This window comes from Roseobacter fucihabitans, assembly GCF_014337925.2.
In the GTDB taxonomy this organism is placed as follows: domain Bacteria; phylum Pseudomonadota; class Alphaproteobacteria; order Rhodobacterales; family Rhodobacteraceae; genus Roseobacter; species Roseobacter fucihabitans.
This window is the reverse complement of record NZ_CP143423.1, coordinates 3,499,824-3,521,282: the sequence shown is the minus strand read 5'-3', so window position 1 is coordinate 3,521,282 and position 21,459 is coordinate 3,499,824. Positions and strand designations below refer to the sequence as shown.

At 56.1% G+C, this 21,459-nt stretch carries 17 protein-coding genes; all 17 read left to right on the top strand.

The window, feature by feature from the left end; all coding sequences use genetic code 11:
• The first annotated feature begins 1 nt into the window (after position 1).
• The 17 genes from rplA (at position 2) to ROLI_RS17225 (ending at position 21,302) form a co-directional block, all read left to right on the top strand.
• Positions 2 to 700 (top strand): 50S ribosomal protein L1, encoded by a 699-nt coding sequence (gene rplA, locus ROLI_RS17305; protein WP_187429007.1) that lies wholly within the window; start codon positions 2 to 4, stop codon positions 698 to 700.
• Positions 701 to 977: 277 nt separating this feature from the next.
• Complete coding sequence (gene rplJ, locus ROLI_RS17300; RefSeq protein ID WP_187429008.1) at positions 978 to 1,493, top strand: 50S ribosomal protein L10; 516 nt, start codon at positions 978 to 980, stop codon at positions 1,491 to 1,493.
• A 74-nt stretch (positions 1,494 to 1,567) separates the two neighbouring features.
• Positions 1,568 to 1,939 carry a 50S ribosomal protein L7/L12 gene (gene rplL / locus ROLI_RS17295; protein ID WP_187429009.1) on the top strand — a complete coding sequence of 124 codons (372 nt, stop codon included), beginning with the start codon at positions 1,568 to 1,570 and terminating at the stop codon, positions 1,937 to 1,939.
• Positions 1,940 to 2,213: 274 nt separating this feature from the next.
• Complete coding sequence (gene rpoB, locus ROLI_RS17290) at positions 2,214 to 6,350, top strand: DNA-directed RNA polymerase subunit beta (protein ID WP_187429010.1); 4,137 nt, start codon at positions 2,214 to 2,216, stop codon at positions 6,348 to 6,350.
• Between the two features lie 89 nt (positions 6,351 to 6,439).
• Positions 6,440 to 10,687 carry a DNA-directed RNA polymerase subunit beta' gene (rpoC, locus tag ROLI_RS17285; RefSeq protein ID WP_187429011.1) on the top strand — a complete coding sequence of 1,416 codons (4,248 nt, stop codon included), beginning with the start codon at positions 6,440 to 6,442 and terminating at the stop codon, positions 10,685 to 10,687.
• Positions 10,688 to 10,936: 249 nt separating this feature from the next.
• Entirely contained in the window at positions 10,937 to 11,287 is a 351-nt protein-coding gene (locus ROLI_RS17280) for a hypothetical protein (RefSeq protein ID WP_187429012.1), read from the top strand.
• Positions 11,288 to 11,290: 3 nt separating this feature from the next.
• Entirely contained in the window at positions 11,291 to 12,523 is a 1,233-nt protein-coding gene (locus tag ROLI_RS17275) for an HlyD family secretion protein (protein WP_187429013.1), read from the top strand.
• A 45-nt stretch (positions 12,524 to 12,568) separates the two neighbouring features.
• Positions 12,569 to 13,465, top strand: coding sequence for a DMT family transporter (locus tag ROLI_RS17270; protein WP_316247407.1), 897 nt, complete (start codon positions 12,569 to 12,571; stop codon positions 13,463 to 13,465).
• 344 nt (positions 13,466 to 13,809) lie between these two features.
• Positions 13,810 to 14,181: a 30S ribosomal protein S12 gene (gene rpsL / locus ROLI_RS17265; protein WP_011570072.1), complete on the top strand. Its 372-nt coding sequence runs from the start codon at positions 13,810 to 13,812 to the stop codon at positions 14,179 to 14,181.
• Positions 14,182 to 14,193: 12 nt separating this feature from the next.
• Complete coding sequence (rpsG, locus tag ROLI_RS17260; protein ID WP_187429014.1) at positions 14,194 to 14,664, top strand: 30S ribosomal protein S7; 471 nt, start codon at positions 14,194 to 14,196, stop codon at positions 14,662 to 14,664.
• A 79-nt stretch (positions 14,665 to 14,743) separates the two neighbouring features.
• On the top strand, positions 14,744 to 16,870 hold the full coding sequence (fusA, locus tag ROLI_RS17255; protein WP_187429015.1) for an elongation factor G: 2,127 nt from the start codon (positions 14,744 to 14,746) through the stop codon (positions 16,868 to 16,870).
• 101 nt (positions 16,871 to 16,971) lie between these two features.
• Positions 16,972 to 18,147, top strand: coding sequence for an elongation factor Tu (gene tuf / locus ROLI_RS17250; RefSeq protein WP_187429016.1), 1,176 nt, complete (start codon positions 16,972 to 16,974; stop codon positions 18,145 to 18,147).
• Between the two features lie 155 nt (positions 18,148 to 18,302).
• Positions 18,303 to 18,623: a 30S ribosomal protein S10 gene (gene rpsJ / locus ROLI_RS17245; protein ID WP_169639408.1), complete on the top strand. Its 321-nt coding sequence runs from the start codon at positions 18,303 to 18,305 to the stop codon at positions 18,621 to 18,623.
• Positions 18,624 to 18,641: 18 nt separating this feature from the next.
• Positions 18,642 to 19,502 carry a 50S ribosomal protein L3 gene (gene rplC, locus ROLI_RS17240; protein WP_187431144.1) on the top strand — a complete coding sequence of 287 codons (861 nt, stop codon included), beginning with the start codon at positions 18,642 to 18,644 and terminating at the stop codon, positions 19,500 to 19,502.
• Entirely contained in the window at positions 19,499 to 20,116 is a 618-nt protein-coding gene (rplD, locus tag ROLI_RS17235; RefSeq protein ID WP_187431143.1) for a 50S ribosomal protein L4, read from the top strand. The genes rplC and rplD overlap by 4 nt, the downstream gene beginning before the upstream one ends.
• Positions 20,113 to 20,409: a 50S ribosomal protein L23 gene (locus ROLI_RS17230; protein ID WP_187431142.1), complete on the top strand. Its 297-nt coding sequence runs from the start codon at positions 20,113 to 20,115 to the stop codon at positions 20,407 to 20,409. Before rplD ends, ROLI_RS17230 begins: the two co-directional genes overlap by 4 nt.
• A 77-nt stretch (positions 20,410 to 20,486) precedes the next feature.
• On the top strand, positions 20,487 to 21,302 hold the full coding sequence (locus ROLI_RS17225) for a hypothetical protein (RefSeq protein WP_187431141.1): 816 nt from the start codon (positions 20,487 to 20,489) through the stop codon (positions 21,300 to 21,302).
• The last annotated feature ends 157 nt before the right edge of the window (positions 21,303 to 21,459 follow it).

Sequence of the window (21,459 nt, the reverse complement as noted above, 5' to 3'; positions counted from 1 at the left end):
GATGGCAAAGCTTGGAAAAAGAGCGCGCGCGGCGCGTGAAGCATTCGCTGGCAAAGATAGCCTGACCGTTGAAGAAGCGGTATCGTTGATCAAGTCGAATTCAAACGTGAAATTTGATGAAACCATCGAAATTGCGATGAACCTTGGCGTTGACCCGCGTCATGCGGATCAGATGGTACGCGGCGTCGTAGGCCTGCCAAACGGCACCGGTAAAACAGTGCGCGTTGCGGTATTTGCACGCGGTCCGAAAGCCGAAGAAGCCCAGAAGGCTGGCGCGGATATCGTAGGTGCCGAGGATCTGATGGAAATCGTGCAAGGCGGCAAGATCGAATTTGATCGCTGCATCGCGACGCCCGATATGATGCCGGTTGTTGGCCGTTTGGGTAAGGTCCTTGGTCCCCGCAACCTGATGCCGAACCCCAAAGTCGGCACCGTGACGATGGACGTCGAAGCCGCCGTGAAAGCGGCAAAGGGTGGCGAAGTTCAGTTCAAAGCGGAAAAAGGTGGCGTCGTACACGCGGGCGTCGGCAAAGTGTCGTTTGATGAGGTCAAGCTGGTCGAAAATATCCGCGCCTTCGTCGGTGCCGTGTCGAAAGCCAAGCCATCAGGGTCCAAAGGGACCTACATGAAAAAGATCGCGCTAAGCTCCACAATGGGCCCGGGCGTGTCGGTCTCCGTGGATAACGCGGTCACTGAATAAATACCGTAGGGTGGGCTTTCAGGCCACCTTACACCGAAATTTGACGGGGCGACCCGTCAGATGGGCAAGGCCAGACCATCGGCTTTGCTTTCTGTCCGAGACGGAGGGTTCGCAGCATAGCTTGCGCATAATTCCTTCCTGAGATGGGAAACGAGAAAATTCAGCCTTCGGGCGGTTTTGGTCTCGGGACCCTGAATTGGACCCGAAACGAGGTGCAGAAGATCGCATCTCTAAACTGAGCCGGGCGGGGAAACCTGCCCAATTTTGGAGTGAAACTGTGGATAGAGCACAAAAAGAACAATTGGTCGACGAACTCGGCCAGATCTTTGAAAGCTCTGGCGTCGTTGTGGTAAGCCACTACGCCGGTCTGACAGTTGCTGAAATGCAGGACCTACGCGCGCGTGCACGCGATGCGGGTGGGTCTGTGCGTGTTGCCAAAAACAGGCTCGCCAAGATCGCCCTTGAGGGCAAGCCATGTGCAAGCATTGCTGACCTTCTGACGGGTATGACCGTTCTGACCTTTTCTGAGGATCCCGTGGCTGCGGCCAAGGTTGCTCAGGAATTCGCCAAAGGGAATGATAAATTCGTCATTCTCGGTGGTGCTATGGGTGAGAACGCGTTGGACGCATCCGGTGTCGAAGCCGTGTCCAAGATGCCATCGCGCGAGGAGCTTATCTCCACGATCGCCGGCATGCTGGGCGCACCTGCTTCGAATATCGCCGGTGCTATTGGCGCACCTGCAAGCAATATCGCATCCATCTTGTCCACGATCGAGGACAAGGCGGCCGCTTAAAGCATCGTCAAATCGGCGTCGGGTTGAAATCGCGACGTTGGAACACACATATCGTAAACGGAAAGAGCTAAAACATGGCTGATCTGAAAAAACTGGCAGAAGAGATCGTTGGTCTGACGCTGCTTGAAGCACAAGAACTGAAAACTATCCTCAAAGACGAGTACGGCATCGAGCCAGCAGCCGGTGGCGCCGTAATGATGGCGGGTCCTGCTGATGCGGGCGCGGCTGAGGAAGAGAAAACAGAGTTCGATGTTGTCCTGAAAAATGCAGGTGCCTCGAAAATCAACGTGATCAAAGAAGTTCGCGGCATCACCGGTCTTGGTCTGAAAGAAGCCAAAGACCTCGTGGAAGCGGGCGGCAAGATCAAAGAAGGCGTCGACAAAGCCGAAGCCGAAGAAGTCAAAGCCAAGCTGGAAGCAGCTGGCGCGGAAGTCGAACTGGCCTAAGGGTCTGGTTCCAGGGTGCGGCTGGGGGCTTCGTTTAAACCTCCGTACCGCGCACAAAAAAACAAGCTGGGCCCGAGGATTTTCGGGTCCAGCTTAACCCGTCTTGGAAAGGGCCTTTTGCCCAAGACCTTTTCCAGGATGCGGTTCAATGGTCGGGAGGACACCGGTGGGACGGTGACCACGAATAGACCGAAACGTATCGTCTCGTATGGGCGAGGTGCCGTGGCCCGACGGCGTCCTCGACCGGTGAGAACTCTGAAAGGTGACACCTATTATGGCTCAATCGTTCCTTGGCCAGAAACGTCTACGTAAATATTATGGCAAAATCCGTGAAGTTTTGGAGATGCCAAACCTAATTGAGGTACAGAAATCCTCATATGATCTTTTCCTGAATTCCGGTGATGCGGATACGCCGACTGATGGCGACGGCATCCAGGGGGTTTTCCAGTCCGTTTTCCCGGTGAAGGATTTCAACGAAACCTCCGTGCTGGAATACGTCAAGTACGAGCTGGAAAAGCCCAAATACGATGTTGAGGAATGTCAGCAGCGCGACATGACCTATTCGGCACCGCTCAAAGTGACCCTGCGCCTCATCGTGTTCGATGTGGACGAAGACACTGGCGCGAAATCCGTCAAGGACATCAAGGAACAAGACGTCTTCATGGGTGACATGCCGCTAATGACCCCGAACGGGACATTTGTGGTGAACGGCACCGAGCGCGTGATCGTATCCCAGATGCACCGCTCCCCCGGCGTTTTCTTTGATCACGACAAGGGCAAGACTCATTCCTCGGGTAAACTCCTGTTTGCCTGCCGCATCATCCCCTATCGCGGCAGCTGGCTCGACTTTGAATTCGACGCCAAAGACATCGTCTTTGCCCGGATCGACCGTCGTCGGAAATTGCCCGTCACGACGCTCCTCTACGCGCTTGGTCTTGACCAGGAAGCGATCATGGACGCCTATTACAACACCGTCACCTACAAGCTGGAAAAGAACAAAGGCTGGGTCGCCCCGTTCTTCCCGGACCGGGTGCGCGGCACCCGTCCGACCTACGATCTGGTCGATGCGAAAACCGGTGAAATCCTGTTTGAGCAGGGCAAGAAAGTCACGCCACGCGCGGTTAAGAAATTGATCGACGAGGGCAAAGTAACCGAATTGCTGCTGCCCTATGAGCATATCGTGGGCAAATTCGTCGCCAAGGACATCATCAACGAAGAAACTGGTGCGATCTATGTCGAAGCCGGTGATGAGATGACGCTGGAATACGACAAAGACGGCACGCTCATTGGCGGAACGGCCAAAGAGTTGGTCGAGGCTGGTATCACCGAGATTCCATTGCTGGACATCGATAACGTCAACGTCGGCCCCTACATGCGCAACACCATGGCGCAGGATAAGAACATGAACCGCGACACCGCGCTCATGGACATCTACCGCGTCATGCGTCCGGGCGAGCCGCCCACCGTCGAGGCCGCGTCGAACCTGTTTGACACGCTGTTCTTTGACAGTGAGCGCTATGATCTCTCGGCTGTGGGCCGCGTGAAAATGAACATGCGTCTGGCTCTGGATGCCGAAGACACGCAGCGTACGTTGCGCCGTGAGGACATTGTGGCCTGCATCAAGGCGCTGGTCGATCTGCGCGACGGACGCGGTGACATCGACGACATCGACCACCTCGGGAACCGCCGCGTGCGCTCCGTTGGCGAGCTGATGGAAAACCAATACCGCGTTGGCCTGCTGCGCATGGAGCGTGCGATCAAAGAGCGTATGTCATCTGTCGAGATCGACACGGTGATGCCACAGGACCTGATCAACGCGAAACCTGCCGCTGCTGCGGTACGTGAATTCTTTGGTTCTTCGCAGCTCAGCCAGTTCATGGACCAAACCAACCCGCTCTCCGAGGTCACGCATAAGCGTCGCCTTTCCGCGCTTGGGCCGGGCGGTTTGACACGTGAACGTGCGGGCTTTGAAGTGCGCGACGTACACCCCACGCACTACGGTCGGATGTGCCCGATTGAAACGCCGGAAGGGCCGAACATCGGTCTGATCAACTCGCTGGCCACTTTTGCCCGCGTGAATAAATACGGCTTCATCGAGACACCCTACCGCAAGGTCGAAAACCGCAAGGTGACCGACGAAGTGCAATACATGTCCGCGACCGAGGAAATGCGTCACACCGTGGCGCAGGCCAACGCGAACCTCGACAGTGACATGAAGTTCGTGAACGATCTGGTTTCCACGCGGAAATCGGGAGATTATACGCTGTCGCCATCCGAGAATGTGGACCTGATTGACGTCAGCCCGAAACAGCTGGTGTCGGTCGCGGCCTCGTTGATCCCATTCCTGGAAAATGACGATGCGAACAGGGCTCTGATGGGCTCGAACATGCAGCGTCAGGCGGTTCCTTTGCTTCAGGCCGAGGCCCCGCTTGTGGGCACCGGCATCGAAGAGGTCGTGGCGCGCGATTCCGGTGCGGCGATCATGGCGAAACGCGCGGGCATCATCGACCAGGTCGACGCCCAGCGGATCGTTATTCGCGCGACCGCTGATTTGGAACTGGGCGATGCGGGTGTGGACATTTACCGCATGCGTAAATTCCAGCGCTCCAACCAGAACACCTGCATCAACCAGCGTCCGTTGGTTAAGGTGGGTGACACGGTTCAAAAAGGACAGGTGGTTGCCGATGGTCCATCGACGGATATGGGAGAACTGGCGCTCGGCAAGAACGTCGTCGTCGCCTTTATGCCGTGGAATGGATACAACTATGAGGATTCCATCCTGATCTCCGAGCGGATTGCCCGTGATGACGTCTTCACCTCGATCCATATCGAGGAATTCGAAGTCGCCGCGCGTGACACGAAGCTGGGGCCAGAAGAGATCACCCGGGATATCCCGAATGTCGGTGAGGAAGCCCTGCGCAACCTCGACGAAGCGGGCATCGTTTACATCGGTGCCGATGTGGAACCGGGCGATATTCTGGTCGGTAAGATCACGCCAAAAGGTGAGAGCCCGATGACGCCGGAAGAAAAGCTCCTCCGGGCCATCTTCGGTGAAAAAGCGTCGGATGTGCGTGACACCTCGTTGCGCGTGAAGCCGGGTGATTTCGGCACGGTCGTCGAAGTGCGCGTCTTTAACCGCCATGGTGTGGAAAAAGACGAACGTGCCTTGCAGATCGAGCGTGAAGAAGTCGAGCGTTTGGCACGTGACCGTGACGATGAAATGGCTATTTTGGATCGCAACATCTATGCGCGCCTGAAGTCCATGATCATGGGTAAGGTTGCGGTAAAGGGTCCGAAAGGCGTTGCGTCTAATTCGGAGATTAACGAGGATCTGCTGGAAATGCTGACCCGTGGTCAGTGGTGGCAATTGGCGCTCAAAGACGAAGCTGACGCGCAGGTCGTAGAGGCGCTGAATGAGCAATACGAGATCCAGAAACGGACCTTGGATGCGCGTTTTGAGGATAAGGTCGAGAAAGTCCGTCGTGGCGACGATCTGCCCCCAGGCGTGATGAAGATGGTCAAGGTTTTTGTCGCGGTAAAGCGCAAGCTGCAACCGGGCGATAAAATGGCCGGACGTCACGGCAACAAAGGGGTCATTTCCAAGGTGGTTCCCATGGAAGATATGCCGTTCCTTGCGGACGGTACGCCGGTTGATTTCTGTCTGAACCCGCTGGGTGTGCCGTCGCGTATGAACGTCGGTCAGATTCTCGAGACGCACATGGGCTGGGCCGCACGCGGTTTGGGCATCAATGTGGATGAGGCCTTGCAGGACTATCGTCGCTCTGGCGATCTGACGCCTGTGCGCGAAGCCATGAGCCATGCATACGGCCAAGACGTTTACGACGAAGGCATCGCCGGTATGGATGAGGAAACCCTCGTTGAGGCGGCAGGTAACGTCACACGTGGCGTGCCGATCGCAACGCCGGTTTTTGACGGTGCCAAGGAGGCGGATGTGAACGACTCGTTGAAACGTGCGGGCTTTGACACATCCGGTCAATCGGTACTGTTTGACGGTCGTACAGGCGAGCAGTTTGCGCGTCCCGTGACTGTTGGCGTCAAATACTTGCTGAAACTGCACCACCTTGTGGATGATAAAATCCACGCGCGTTCGACCGGGCCATACTCGTTGGTCACCCAGCAGCCTTTGGGTGGTAAAGCGCAGTTTGGTGGTCAGCGTTTCGGGGAAATGGAGGTCTGGGCGCTGGAAGCTTATGGCGCTGCATATACCCTGCAGGAAATGCTGACCGTGAAATCGGATGACGTGGCCGGGCGGACGAAAGTCTATGAAAGCATCGTCAAAGGCGAGGACAATTTTGAAGCGGGCGTGCCCGAAAGCTTCAACGTTCTGGTCAAAGAAGTCCGCGGTCTCGGCCTCAATATGGAACTCCTGGACGCGGAGGAGGACGAATAAGGGTGGCCCAAAGGCCCACCTTACGGCGCGCGCCGTAGGGTGGGCTTCAGGCCACCTTCCTCCCACGCTCCCCTTTCAAGGATTTGAAAATGAACCAGGAACTTACAAACAACCCGTTTAACCCGCTCACACCCCCAAAGGTGTTTGATGAAATCAAGGTCTCTTTGGCATCGCCCGAGCGGATTTTGTCGTGGTCATTCGGGGAGATTAAAAAGCCCGAAACCATCAACTACCGGACGTTCAAGCCTGAGCGGGACGGCCTGTTTTGCGCGCGTATCTTTGGCCCGATCAAAGACTACGAATGTCTGTGCGGCAAATATAAGCGCATGAAATATCGCGGCGTTGTCTGCGAGAAATGCGGCGTTGAAGTCACGCTGCAAAAAGTCCGCCGTGAGCGGATGGGCCATATCGAATTGGCCAGCCCGGTTGCGCATATCTGGTTCCTCAAATCGCTGCCCTCGCGCATCGGCTTGATGCTGGACATGACATTGCGTGATTTGGAACGTGTGCTTTATTTCGAGAACTATGTCGTCATTGAGCCCGGTCTCACCGAACTTACCTACGGTCAGATGATGACCGAAGAAGAGTACATGGACGCGCAGGACATCTATGGCATGGACGCCTTCACCGCCAATATCGGTGCCGAGGCAATCCGCGAAATGTTGGCGGCGATTGATCTGGAAGCCGAAGCGGATCAACTGCGTGCGGACCTCAAAGAAGCCACGGGTGAATTGAAGCCCAAGAAGATCATCAAACGCCTTAAGGTTGTCGAATCCTTCCTCGAATCCGGCAACCGCCCGGAATGGATGGTTCTGACAGTGATCCCCGTGATCCCGCCAGAATTGCGTCCGCTTGTGCCGCTGGACGGCGGTCGTTTCGCGACGTCTGATCTCAACGATCTCTATCGTCGTGTGATCAACCGGAACAACCGTCTCAAGCGTCTGATCGAGCTGCGCGCGCCGGACATCATCGTGCGTAACGAAAAGCGTATGTTGCAGGAATCCGTGGATGCGTTGTTTGACAATGGCCGTCGCGGTCGCGTTATCACGGGGGCCAACAAGCGTCCGTTGAAATCGCTGTCCGACATGCTGAAAGGTAAACAGGGTCGTTTCCGCCAGAACCTTTTGGGGAAACGCGTCGACTTCTCCGGTCGTTCGGTCATTGTGACTGGCCCCGAATTGAAACTGCACCAGTGTGGGTTGCCGAAAAAGATGGCGCTCGAGCTGTTCAAGCCGTTCATCTACAGCCGTCTTGAGGCCAAAGGCTTGTCCAGCACGGTCAAACAGGCAAAGAAACTGGTCGAAAAAGAACGTCCCGAAGTTTGGGACATCCTCGACGAGGTCATCCGCGAACACCCTGTTATGTTGAACCGTGCGCCAACTTTGCACCGTCTTGGCATTCAGGCGTTCGAACCGGTTCTGATCGAAGGCAAGGCGATCCAGCTGCACCCGCTCGTGTGTTCGGCCTTTAACGCTGACTTTGACGGTGACCAGATGGCCGTTCACGTGCCGCTCTCACTGGAAGCCCAGCTTGAAGCGCGTGTTCTGATGATGTCCACAAATAACGTTCTGTCCCCTGCCAACGGTGCGCCGATCATCGTGCCTTCACAGGACATGATCCTGGGTCTTTACTATACGACCCTGGAGCGTGAAGGCATGAAGGGTGAGGGCATGATCTTTGGCTCGGTGGACGAGGTGCAACATGCGCTCGACGCCGGGCTTGTGCACCTGCATTCCAAGATCACCGCGCGGATTGCGCAGATCGACGAAAACGGCATGGAAGTCATGCAGCGGTTCGAAACCACGCCGGGACGGGTGCGTCTGGGTGCGCTGCTGCCGCTGAATGCCAAGGCACCGTTTGAACTGGTCAACCGTTTGCTGCGCAAGAAAGAAGTGCAGCAGATCATTGATACGGTCTATCGCTATTGTGGCCAGAAAGAATCCGTTATTTTCTGTGACCAGATCATGACCATGGGTTTCCGCGAAGCCTTCAAGGCTGGGATTTCCTTTGGCAAGGACGACATGCTGATCCCCGACTCCAAATGGCCGATTGTCGAAGAGACCCGGACGCTGGTGAAGGACTTCGAACAGCAATATATGGACGGTCTGATTACCCAGGGCGAAAAATATAACAAAGTGGTCGATGCCTGGTCGAAGTGTAACGACAAGGTCACCGATGCGATGATGGGCTCGATCTCCGCCAGCCAGCGCGATGAAGCCGGTGCTGAAATGGAGCCGAATTCGGTCTATATGATGGCCCACTCTGGTGCGCGTGGCTCGGTGACACAGATGAAACAGCTTGGCGGTATGCGTGGTCTGATGGCCAAACCGAACGGCGACATCATCGAGACACCGATCATCTCGAACTTCAAAGAAGGCTTGACCGTTCTGGAGTACTTCAACTCCACGCACGGTGCGCGTAAAGGTCTGTCCGATACGGCTCTGAAAACGGCGAACTCCGGTTACTTGACGCGTCGTCTGGTGGATGTGGCACAGGACTGCATCGTGCGCATGCATGATTGTGGGACCGAGACGTCGATCACGGCCGTGGCAGCGGTCAATGATGGGGAGATCGTTTCGTCCCTGTCAGAGCGTATCCTGGGTCGTGTTGTGGCCGAGGATATCATGCGCCCGGGCACGGATGAGGTCCTGATCGCAACGGGTACGCTGATTGACGAGCGTATGGCGGATTCGGTTGAAGAAGCCGGCGTGGCTTCGGCGCGCATCCGCAGCCCGTTGACCTGTGAGGCCGAAGAGGGTGTGTGCGCGATGTGTTACGGTCGTGACCTCGCACGCGGTACGATGGTCAACTCCGGTGAGGCTGTCGGCATCATCGCCGCGCAATCCATCGGGGAGCCGGGCACACAGCTGACAATGCGGACGTTCCACATCGGCGGTGTTGCGCAGGGTGGCCAGCAATCCTTCCTGGAGGCCAGCCATTCCGGTAAGGTCGTTTTTGACAACGCTGTGACCCTCGAAAACGCCTCCGGCGAGATCATGGTCATGGGCCGCAACATGAAGCTCATCATTCAGGATGAGAACGGCGATGAACGTGCCAGCCATAAGGTCGGATATGGTACCAAGCTGTTTGTCACGGACGGGCAGGACGTATCGCGCGGCGACAAGCTGTTTGAATGGGATCCCTACACCCTGCCGATCATCGCGGAAAAATCCGGAACCGCGAAATTCGTTGACCTTGTCAGCGGCATCGCGATCAAGGATGAAACCGATGACGCGACCGGCATGACCCAGAAGATCGTGATCGACTGGCGTTCGGCTGCCAAAGGCAACGAGCTGAAGCCGGAGATCATTCTGGTCGGCGAAGACGGCGAGCCGGTCCGCAATGATGCGGGCAATCCGGTGACCTACCCGATGTCCGTGGATGCGGTTCTGTCCATCGAGGACGCCTCCGAGATCAAGGCGGGTGATGTTGTCGCGCGGATCCCGCGTGAGGGTGCCAAGACCAAGGACATCACCGGGGGTCTGCCACGTGTGGCCGAACTCTTTGAGGCGCGTCGTCCCAAGGATCACGCCATCATCGCGGAAATCGATGGCTATGTACGGTACGGCAAGGACTATAAGAACAAGCGCCGTATCGCGATTGAATCCTCCGAGGATCCTGATCACAAGGTCGAATACATGGTGCCCAAGGGCAAGCACATCCCGGTTGCGGAAGGTGACTTTGTCAGCAAGGGCGACTACATCATGGACGGTAACCCGGCCCCGCATGACATCCTCGCGATTATGGGTGTCGAAGCCTTGGCGGATTACATGATCGACGAGGTGCAGGATGTGTATCGCCTGCAAGGTGTGAAGATCAACGACAAGCACATCGAAGTCATCGTGCGTCAAATGTTGCAGAAGTGGGAGATCCAGGATTCAGGCGATACCACGCTGCTCAAGGGCGAACATGTCGACAAGCAGGAGTTCGATCAGGCCAACGAAAAGGCACTCGCCAAGGGCGGGCGTCCTTGTAAGGGCGAGCCGATCCTGTTGGGCATCACCAAGGCGTCGCTGCAAACGCGCAGCTTCATCTCGGCGGCGTCCTTCCAGGAAACCACGCGTGTTCTGACCGAAGCCTCCGTGCAGGGTAAGAAGGACAAGCTGGTCGGTCTCAAGGAAAACGTGATCGTAGGCCGTCTGATTCCGGCTGGTACCGGTGGTGCGACGATGAAAATGCGCCGTGTGGCGCAGGATCGTGATAATGTCGTGATCGAAGCCCGTCGCGAAGAGGCCGAGGCCGCTGCCGCATTGGCAGCCCCTGTGCCTCAGGACGATGTGGTTGGCGGTGATGTGTTCAACACGGTGATCGACACAAGTGAAGACAGCCGCGACTAAGAGTGGCGTCGCACGCAAAAAGAAAGCCCTCGTATCTGCAAAGATACGGGGGCTTTTTTATGGACGTCTGTGAAGTGCTACCGGTTATGTGCCGTCATATTGGGCCGGAAATTCGCGACGGATTTTTCAGATTCGTCCATCTAATATTTGGGTCATGCGAAATTCTGCATGGCAAAATGGCGAAAGACTGGCTAGGAAAATCAAAACTGGTCAGAGCATGGCCCAGCAAACGTGCTAGAAAGCGAATTGATGACAGAAGATATCCACCCTCTGGCCCCGCACCATCTGCCCCGTTATTTTGCCGCCGCTGATGGCAGTGACTACCTTTTCACGGCGATGATTGTCCTTCTGGTGGGCAGCATTCTGCTCTTTGGTATTGCTTATTTTACGCTCCATGCGCTGCCGGAGCATCTGGGGCACAAAGGTGACAGCACCCAGATGCAGTTGATCAGCATGCTGTGTATTCTGGCGCTTTTTACGCACAATAACCTGTTTTGGGTTGCGGCGCTGGTCTTGGCCGCCTTCCGGCCCCCGGATATTTCCACACCGCTGAATTCCATTGCGAAATCACTGCAAAACCTCGCAAACAGGGAAGGTTAAGGTATGATTGAGCTGTTTTTATCCTCGCTCATTACGATTTTTCCCGATTTTTTGTTTCGCAGATACAAACAGGGCAAACGCTGGGGCAAAGAAATAACATTTTTCACCCTTTGGTATGAATTGCGCATTGGCATCACGCTTTGTGCGATGCTGACGACCTGCTTGATCACGATCGTGTTTTACTACCACCCGAGCACAGGTAATGTCGGATCCAGCTTTCGGACGGTAACGATCCTCTCTGAAACGGCCGGTCGCGTGGATGAGGTCTTTGTCGACATTAATCAAGAAGTTGATGCCGGCGATCCGATTTTCAGGCTGGACAGCTCCAGTCAGGACGCTGCCGTTGAGACCGCGCGTCGCAAGATCATAGAGGTGGATGCCGCATTGGCGGTGGCCACAGCACAGCGCGCAACGGCAAATGCGGTCGTCGCCCAAACACAGGCGAGTTATCTGCAGACGCAGGAAGATTTTCAACGCCAAACGGCCCTGCAGGCGCGCGGGTCAACGGCCGTCAGCGAGCGTGACGTTGAGGTGTTGCGTAACGAGCTTGCCGTGCGACAGGGCGAGGTTGACGCCGCGATGTCAAATGTGAACGCGATCAATGTGCAGTTGGATGTGCAATTGCCAGCGCAGCGCGCCAGTGCCGAAGCCGCCCTCGCGCAGGCGGAAAACGAAGTTGCCAAAATGACCGTTTATGCCGGTGTGCAAGGCGTGGTCGAACAATTCACCCTACGAAAAGGGGATATTATCAACCCGATTCTGCGCCCGGCGGGGATATTGGTGCCCATCGAGGCCGGTCGAGGCCGGTTTCAGGCCGGATTTTCCCAGATTTCGGCTCAGGTGATCCGCAAGGGCGGGGTTGCCGAGATGACCTGTGCCTCCAAACCCTTCACCATTATTCCCATGGTCATCGTGGAAGTGCAGGACGTGATTGCATCCGGCCAGATCAGGCCATCAGATGTTCTGGTGGACCTCAACCGCAGTGGCCCTCCGGGCACGATCACAGCGTTTCTGGAGCCGATTTACCCAGGTCAGGCCGACGACATCCCGCCGGGTAGCCGTTGTATGGCCAACGCTTATACAGACAATCATGAAAGGTTGTCGGACCCTGACATGGGAACGGGCAAATGGATTTTCCTGCATGTCGTGGATACCGTTGGTGTCGTCCATGCGGCCGGGCTGCGGATCAGGGCTTTGTTGCTGCCACTGCAAACGCTTGTTTTCAGCGGCCACTGATGACGTGGCAGGCTTCGGTCAGGCCATGACGGCAATGGAACGTTTGTGAGGGTCGCACCGTGCGCGCGGCGCATCCTGTCGCCAAATCATCTTGGGGCCCTGCTGATGATGGCCTCCATGGCCTGCTTTACGTTGAATGATGCGCTGATCAAGGCGACCGGGGGTGCCGTCCCGCTGTTCCAACTTCTGGTTTTGCGAGGCATCTTGGCGAGCGTGATGATCGCGGGGCTTGCGCAGTCGCGCGGCGCGTTCCGGGTGCGCATTGCACGGCGGGACTGGGGCGTCATTGCTCTGCGATCTCTGGCTGAGGTGGGGGCTGCGTATTTCTTCATAACCGCGCTTTTGAACATGCCGCTGGCAAATATCACGGCGATTTTGCAAGTGCTGCCGCTGACCGTGACGCTCGGATCGGCGATCATTTTCCGCGAGGCGGTCGGATGGCGACGGATGAGCGCCATTCTGGTCGGGTTCTGCGGGATGCTTTTGATTGTACGTCCGGGGACGGAAGGGTTCACGCTGTGGTCCGCTTATGCCTTGATCGCGGTATTGTGTGTGACCGCGCGGGATCTGCTGACGCGCAGGCTTTCGCCTGCGGTCCCCTCCTTGATGGTGACGTTTTCCGCGTCTGTGGCCGTGCTGGTTACGGCTGGGCTGGCATCGTTCACGACGACCTGGGTGGCCGTGACGCCGGACTTGGCTCTTTTGATCGGTGCCGCCTCGGTGTTTATCGTTGGGGGGTATTATTTCAGCGTGCAGGTCATGCGTTCGGGCGATGTGTCCTTCGTCGCGCCGTTCCGCTACACCGGGCTGATCTGGGCGCTTGCGCTGGGGTTCGTGCTGTTCGGCGAGTGGCCCTCGGTGTTGACCTTGATCGGTGCCGGGGTGATCGTTTCAACCGGCCTATTTACGCTTTACCGGGAACGGCACCTGATGCGCGGTTGAGCCGTGCCAAGGGGGCCCGTTCGCAAAGCGCATGTATCGGCGGACAACTTGGGTGGGGCTGTTGACACCACCTGCGACTCCTTCTATACGCCCGCTATCTCGACGGCAAGACAAGCTCTTGCGCGCCGAAATCAGAACTGAAGTGGTCACGATCCGGCCCCCTATCGGCCCGATCCTCTGTTAACCCACCGCGTCGTTTCCTCGGTACGGAAACGTGGCGGTCTTTTCGGTTTGCGCAGTGGGCGCATCGATATCGCTGGTGGACGCGCCCGCGATCAAGAATTAACCGCATGGGGGTCGTCCTCATGCACACATATGTGAGCTAAGACGGGGAACAAACCGGAATGCCAACGATCCAACAGCTGATCCGCAAACCGCGGCAGCCAAAAATCAAACGTTCAAAGTCCATGCACCTGCAGGAATGTCCTCAGAAGCGTGGCGTTTGTACGCGTGTCTATACAACGACACCGAAAAAGCCGAACTCCGCGATGCGGAAGGTTGCCAAGGTCCGCTTGACCAATGGCTTTGAGGTCATCAGCTACATCCCGGGCGAAAGCCACAACCTTCAGGAACACTCCGTGGTTCTGATCCGTGGCGGCCGTGTCAAAGACCTTCCCGGTGTCCGTTACCACATTCTGCGTGGTGTTTTGGATACCCAGGGCGTCAAAGACCGTAAGCAACGTCGTTCGAAATACGGCGCCAAGCGTCCGAAGTAAGAGGAATATAATATGTCCCGTCGCCACGCAGCCGAAAAACGCGAAGTGCTGCCAGACGCCAAATATGGTGATCTGGTTCTGACAAAATTCATGAATAACCTGATGATCGACGGCAAGAAGTCGGTCGCAGAGCGTATCGTTTACAGCGCGATGACCCGCGTTGAAGACAAGATCAAGCGCGCCCCGATTGAGGTTTTCCACGAAGCACTGGAAAACATTCAGCCTTCCGTCGAGGTGCGTTCGCGCCGTGTTGGTGGTGCGACCTATCAGGTGCCCGTTGAAGTGCGCCCCGAGCGTCGTCAGGCGCTGGCGATACGCTGGTTGATCAAAGCTGCCCGTTCGCGCAACGAGAACACCATGGAAGAGCGCCTTGCAGGCGAGCTGATGGACGCTGTTCAATCTCGCGGTACCGCCGTGAAGAAGCGCGAAGATACCCATAAAATGGCCGACGCCAACAAAGCGTTCAGCCACTACCGCTGGTAAATCGGGCGGGTTCTCCCGCCCTGTCGCGCCCGCACCGGGCGCGATTATCCGTTTTCAGATACTTCAAGGAAGCAGCCCCATGGCACGCGACTATCCGCTCCAACGTTACCGTAATTTCGGCATCATGGCCCATATTGATGCTGGCAAAACAACCTGTTCGGAACGCATCCTGTTTTACACGGGCAAGTCTCACAACATCGGCGAGGTGCACGATGGTGCGGCCACGATGGATTGGATGGAGCAGGAGCAGGAGCGTGGCATCACGATCACATCCGCTGCGACCACCACATTCTGGCAGCGTCAGGAAGAGCCCACACCCGAGGCGACATCCGACACCAAATACCGCATGAACATCATCGACACGCCGGGTCACGTGGATTTCACGATCGAAGTCGAGCGTTCCTTGGCCGTTCTCGACGGGGCGGTTGCCGTTTTGGATGCCAACGCCGGTGTTGAGCCGCAGACCGAAACCGTTTGGCGTCAGGCCGACCGTTACAAAGTACCGCGGATTGTGTTCGTCAATAAAATGGACAAGATCGGCGCGGACTTTTTCAATTGCGTTACCATGATCAAGGACCGGACGGGCGCGACGCCTGCGCCGATCCAGATCCCGATTGGGGCGGAAACCGAGCTTGAGGGCATGATCGACCTCGTGACCATGGAAGAATGGGTCTGGGAAGGCGAAGATCTGGGTGCGTCCTGGGTTAAGAAGCCGATCCGCGACAGCCTCAAGGCACAGGCCGATGAATGGCGTGCCAAGCTTATCGAGACTGCGGTTGAGATGGACGACGATGCGATGGAAAACTATCTGATGGATGGCGCTGAGCCGGACGTCGATACGCTGCGCTCGTTGATCCGCAAAGGTACGCTGGCGATTAAATTCATCCCTGTTCTCTGTGGGTCAGCGTTCAAGAACAAAGGCGTGCAGCCTTTGTTGAACGCCGTAATCGACTATCTGCCCAGCCCGCTGGACGTTGTGGATTACATGGGCTTCAAACCCGGTGACGAAGAAGAGACACGTGATATCCCGCGCCGCGCGGATGACAACATGGCCTTTTCCGGCCTGGCGTTCAAAATCATGAACGACCCGTTTGTCGGTTCGCTGACCTTCACACGCCTCTATTCTGGCCAGTTGAAAAAGGGTGATACGCTCCTGAACTCGACCAAAGGCAAGAAAGAGCGCGTCGGTCGGATGATGATGATGCACTCGATCAACCGCGAAGAGATTGACGAAGCCTTTGCAGGTGACATTATCGCGCTGGCGGGTCTGAAAGACACCACAACCGGGGATACGCTTTGTGCGGTCAATGACCCGGTGGTGCTGGAAACGATGACTTTCCCTGATCCGGTGATCGAAATCGCCGTCGAGCCAAAAACCAAGGCTGACCAGGAGAAAATGTCCGCCGGTCTGGCCCGTTTGGCTGCGGAGGATCCGTCCTTCCGTGTGGAAACTGATCTGGAATCCGGTCAGACGATCATGAAGGGTATGGGCGAACTCCACCTCGATATCTTGGTGGATCGCCTCAAGCGTGAATTCAAGGTTGAGGCCAACATTGGTGCGCCGCAGGTGGCATACCGCGAAACCGTCAGCCGCGAAGCCGAGATCGTTTATACCCACAAGAAACAATCCGGTGGGTCGGGTCAGTTCGCTGAGGTCAAGATGATCATCACGCCGACCGAGCCGGGCGAAGGGTTCTCCTTTGAATCCCGCGTTGTGGGTGGGTCGGTGCCCAAGGAGTACATTCCGGGCGTTGAAAAAGGGATCAAATCGGTCATGGACTCCGGTCCATTGGCGGGCTTCCCCGTGATCGACTTCAAGGTGGCCCTGATCGAGGGTAAATTCCACGATGTTGACTCCTCGGTGCTTGCGTTTGAAATCGCAGCCCGAATGGGGATGCGCGAAGGCATGAAAAAAGCCGGTGCGAAAATGCTCGAACCGATCATGAAAGTCGAAGTTGTGACGCCCGAAGAATACACCGGTGGCATCATCGGTGATCTGACATCGCGTCGCGGTCAGGTGCAGGGTCAGGACACACGCGGCAACGCGATTGCCATCGACGCCTTCGTGCCGCTGGCGAATATGTTCGGTTACATCAACACGTTGCGGTCGATGTCATCGGGCCGTGCGAACTTCACCATGCAGTTCGACCACTATGAGGCGGTGCCACAGAACATCTCGGATGAGATTCAGGCCAAATTCGCGTAAAACCCGTTGCCCTTCGGGGCAGCGGACTACAAACACCGGCGGGCCCACCGCCACAGAAAACAAGCAGGCGTCCCGCCTGAAGAACACCTAAGGAGGCCACCATGGCAAAGGCAAAGTTTGAACGTACTAAACCGCACGTAAACATTGGCACGATTGGTCACGTTGACCACGGCAAGACGACGTTGACGGCTGCGATCACGAAGTATTTTGGCGATTTTCAGGCCTATGACCAGATTGATGGCGCGCCTGAAGAGAAAGCGCGTGGGATCACGATCTCTACGGCGCACGTCGAATATGAGACCGAAGCGCGCCACTATGCGCATGTCGATTGCCCCGGCCACGCGGATTACGTCAAGAACATGATCACCGGTGCGGCGCAGATGGACGGCGCGATCCTGGTGGTAAACGCGGCTGATGGCCCGATGCCGCAAACGCGCGAGCACATCCTGCTTGGCCGTCAGGTCGGCATTCCTTCGATGGTTGTCTACATGAACAAGGTCGATCAGGTGGATGACGAAGAGTTGCTGGAACTGGTCGAGATGGAAATCCGCGAGCTTCTGAGCAAATACGAATACCCTGGCGATGATATTCCGGTGATCCCCGGCTCCGCGCTGGCGGCGATGAACGGTGAAAACCCAGAGATTGGCGAAGAATCCATTCGCAAGCTGATGGCGGCCGTGGATGAGTTCATCCCGACGCCTGAGCGGGCGATTGACCAGCCGTTTTTGATGCCTGTGGAAGACGTGTTCTCGATCTCCGGTCGCGGTACGGTTGTGACCGGTCGTGTTGAGCGTGGCGTGATCAATGTGGGCGATGAGATTGAAATCGTTGGCATTCGTGACACCAAGAAGACTACCTGCACGGGCGTTGAAATGTTCCGCAAGCTGCTGGATCGTGGTGAAGCGGGCGACAACATCGGCGCATTGCTGCGCGGTATCGACCGTGAAGGCGTTGAGCGTGGCCAGGTGCTGTGCAAGCCCGGTTCCGTGAAACCACACACCAAGTTCGAGGCCGAAGCCTATATCCTGACCAAGGATGAGGGGGGCCGTCACACGCCGTTTTTCGCGAATTACCGCCCGCAGTTTTACTTCCGTACGACGGATGTGACGGGCACGGTTCAGTTGGCTGAAGGCACCGAAATGGTGATGCCGGGCGACAACGTGAGCTTTGGCGTCGAGCTGATCGCACCGATCGCGATGGAGCAGGGCCTGCGTTTCGCGATCCGCGAAGGTGGCCGCACCGTCGGTGCGGGTGTCGTGTCCAAAATTACTGAGTAAATTACAAACTTACTCTAGACAATAGAGGTGCCGGATCATATTCGGCACCTCTGCTTATTCGGAAATGTTTGCCGATGAGCACAAGCGCGATGAAGGGGTGCGATGAGGCCCCTCTTCCTCTCCGTTTCAAGACCCGTTTTAAGGGATAAGAAAAAATGGCAGCACAAAGCCAAAATATCCGCATCCGCCTGAAGGCGTTTGATTATCGTGTGTTGGACGCGTCCACACAAGAGATCGTCAACACCGCCAAGCGGACCGGCGCATCTGTTCGCGGCCCAATTCCATTGCCGAACAAGATCGAAAAATTCACCGTTCTGCGTGGTCCCCACGTTGACAAGAAATCCCGTGACCAGTTCGAGATCCGCACGCACAAGCGTCTGCTGGATATCGTTGATCCGACCCCCCAGACCGTGGACGCGCTGATGAAGCTCGACCTCGCCGCTGGTGTGGACGTCGAGATCAAACTGCAATCATAAGCCTAGGAGGGTAATATCATGTTGCGCTCAGGCGTTATTGCAAAAAAAGTCGGGATGACCCGGCTGTTCATGGAAGACGGTAAGCAGATCCCTGTGACCGTTCTTCAACTCGACAAGCTGCAGGTTGTCGCTCAGCGGACCTCTGAGAAAGACGGCTATTCCGCTGTCCAGCTCGGTGCCGGAACGGCCAAGGCCAAGCGGACGTCCCAAGCCATGCGCGGTCACTTTGCAGCAGCGAAGGTTGAACCAAAGCGTAAGGTTGCCGAATTCCGCGTGGATGCCGAGAACCTGATCGGTGTGGGTGAGGAAATCACAGCCAATCATTACTTTGAAGGTCAGTTCGTTGATGTGGCGGGCACGTCGATCGGTAAAGGTTTTGCTGGTGCGATGAAGCGTCACAACTTCGGTGGTTTGCGCGCGACGCACGGTGTGTCGATTTCGCACCGTTCGCACGGCTCCACTGGCCAGTGTCAGGATCCCGGTAAGGTTTTCAAAGGCAAGAAAATGGCCGGTCACATGGGTGCGGCCCGCGTCACCACGCAAAATCTTCAGGTTGTGCGCACGGATGCGGATCGTGGTTTGATCATGGTCAAAGGTGCCGTTCCAGGTTCCAAAGGCGGGTGGGTCACGGTCAAGGATGCGGTAAAAAAGCCGTTCCCTGAAAATGCCATTTTGCCCGCTGCTTTGAAATCTGCCGCGGAAGAAGCCGAAAAAGCCGCTGAAGCAGCCGCCGCAGCCGCTGCCGCCGAAGCAGAAGCCGCCGCCGCCGCCGCAGCTGCAGAAGAGCAAGCCGCAATGGAAGCCGCAGAAGCAGCAGAGGCGAAACCTGATACGGTCGCTGATGCGGAAGCTGCAGATAAGAAAGAAGGTGACGCATGAAACTCGATGTCATCAAACTGGACGGCGGCAAAGCCGGGTCGGTCGATCTGGACGAGGCCCTGTTTGGCCTCGAGCCACGCGCCGACATCCTGCACCGCGTCGTGCGCTGGCAGCGTAACAACGCGCAGGCTGGTACGCACAAGGTCAAGACACGGATGGAAGTCAGCTATTCCACCAAGAAGATCTATCGCCAGAAAGGCACCGGCGGCGCTCGTCACGGCGCACGTTCTGCTCCGATCTTTCGCGGTGGTGGTGTTTATAAGGGTCCAACCCCGCGTAGCCACGGTCACGAGCTGACCAAGAAGTTCCGCAAGCTGGGTCTTTGCCACGCGCTTTCTGCCAAGATGAAAGCGGGCGAATTGGTCATCATCGACGATGCGACCTCTGATGGGAAAACCGCCGCTTTGGCCAAGCAGGTGAAAAACCTCGGTTGGAAACGCGCTTTGATCATCGATGGTGCCTCCGTGAACGAGCACTTCGCCCAAGCCGCGCGCAACATTGAAGGTCTGGATATCCTGCCGACAATGGGCGCAAACGTATATGATATCCTCAAGCGCGACACTCTGGTGATCACGAAGGCGGGTGTCGAAGCACTGGAGGCCCGTTTGAAATGAGCGCCAAGGCAGAACACTACGATGTGATCCGCAAGCCGATCATCACCGAGAAAGCAACAATGTCGTCCGAGAACGGTGCTGTGGTTTTTGAAGTGGCGATTGAGAGCAACAAACCCCAGATCAAGGAGGCCGTTGAGGCACTCTTTGGTGTGAAGGTCAAAGCGGTCAACACCACGATTACTAAAGGTAAATCCAAGCGTTTCCGGGGCCAGTTTGGCCGCCGCAAAGACGTGAAGAAGGCCTATGTGACGCTAGAAGCCGGCAACACGATTGATGTGTCTACGGGTCTCTGAGCCGCTTTACAGTTTGAAATTGAAAACCCCGGTCGCGCGAGTGACTGGGGTTTTTTTTATCCAGTGGGGCGATCGACATGTTTCTACATAAATTCTGTCACCAGAAATATAAAGTTACCGGTGAGACAGATTACATAAGACTTGGTTCGTTGAGTAGCTATCGGACAATCGAAAATATTTCGATCAAAGACGAACTTGAAGGGGTGCAACATTACAGGGTCATATTCTCGAGCGTTGATTTACCAGCTTCTGTTTTCAATTCTCTGCAAACAGCTGCACGATTCGGAAACGAAGAGGCATTCCCAAGGGTGCCCGGACGATACCTGTTAAAGACTGGCAAGTTTTCGTCGATACAGCAAAAGGAGGGGGGATTGTTAAGTGTGACGGGGCAATGCGAGTTGGAGTACGTTGCCCCCAACGGCTTGATATTTTGTATGAGTATTGGGAAGTGGGATTTAGAACCTGTGATCCACGGCTACAATTCTCGTTGGTCGATTCACCACACTGACATTGCAAAATTCGGACAAGCGCTAAAAGATGGGCTGCAAGAAATGGCGGCGAATGGACAAATCGAACTGCGCTCAGGGGATAACAAATCAACAACCTTTACAGGACTTCCAGATATTGACCTCAGTTTTTCCCCAGTAGTTTACGAAAAGAGTGAATTGACGCTGACTAATTTATTGGATGACCCAACGAAGAAACTGGAAGACCTCTTGTGGGATGCTCCGTTTCGTAAGCCTAAGCAATTTTTATCTGAATATGAGTTTCGTTTTTTGTTTATGTTCAGAGACGGCAATATTCCGCTGGACATCGCGGACGATTTTCTGTTGATGCCGCTTAAAAAGGCAGCAGATTGCCTCGTAAAACTAGAGCCACTCCCCTTTCCCTGAGCTCTTTGTCGACCGATAGCGGGTTGTGACTTTAGTCCCCCTGTTTCACGCGACTTGAAGCTTGGTTCGCTCCTCGAGCTGCGAAATCAGGGCGCGCGGGCGGTTAAGCTTATTCGCGCCCTTGACCCCCTTTGCCACATCCCCTAAACGACCCCAT

Excerpts from the sequence above, each read along its gene's own strand:
- ROLI_RS17225 (WP_187431141.1), top strand. The coding sequence starts at position 20,487 with ATGTTTCTACATAAATTCTGTCACCAGAAATATAAAGTTACCGGTGAG.
- ROLI_RS17280 (WP_187429012.1), top strand. The coding sequence starts at position 10,937 with ATGACAGAAGATATCCACCCTCTGGCCCCGCACCATCTGCCCCGTTAT.
- ROLI_RS17275 (WP_187429013.1), top strand. The coding sequence starts at position 11,291 with ATGATTGAGCTGTTTTTATCCTCGCTCATTACGATTTTTCCCGATTTT.
- rplA (WP_187429007.1), top strand. The coding sequence starts at position 2 with ATGGCAAAGCTTGGAAAAAGAGCGCGCGCGGCGCGTGAAGCATTCGCT.
- rpsL (WP_011570072.1), top strand. The coding sequence starts at position 13,810 with ATGCCAACGATCCAACAGCTGATCCGCAAACCGCGGCAGCCAAAAATC.
- rpsJ (WP_169639408.1), top strand. The coding sequence starts at position 18,303 with ATGGCAGCACAAAGCCAAAATATCCGCATCCGCCTGAAGGCGTTTGAT.
- rpoB (WP_187429010.1), top strand. The coding sequence starts at position 2,214 with ATGGCTCAATCGTTCCTTGGCCAGAAACGTCTACGTAAATATTATGGC.
- tuf (WP_187429016.1), top strand. The coding sequence starts at position 16,972 with ATGGCAAAGGCAAAGTTTGAACGTACTAAACCGCACGTAAACATTGGC.
- rplD (WP_187431143.1), top strand. The coding sequence starts at position 19,499 with ATGAAACTCGATGTCATCAAACTGGACGGCGGCAAAGCCGGGTCGGTC.
- fusA (WP_187429015.1), top strand. The coding sequence starts at position 14,744 with ATGGCACGCGACTATCCGCTCCAACGTTACCGTAATTTCGGCATCATG.
- rpsG (WP_187429014.1), top strand. The coding sequence starts at position 14,194 with ATGTCCCGTCGCCACGCAGCCGAAAAACGCGAAGTGCTGCCAGACGCC.
- rpoC (WP_187429011.1), top strand. The coding sequence starts at position 6,440 with ATGAACCAGGAACTTACAAACAACCCGTTTAACCCGCTCACACCCCCA.
- rplC (WP_187431144.1), top strand. The coding sequence starts at position 18,642 with ATGTTGCGCTCAGGCGTTATTGCAAAAAAAGTCGGGATGACCCGGCTG.
- rplL (WP_187429009.1), top strand. The coding sequence starts at position 1,568 with ATGGCTGATCTGAAAAAACTGGCAGAAGAGATCGTTGGTCTGACGCTG.
- ROLI_RS17230 (WP_187431142.1), top strand. The coding sequence starts at position 20,113 with ATGAGCGCCAAGGCAGAACACTACGATGTGATCCGCAAGCCGATCATC.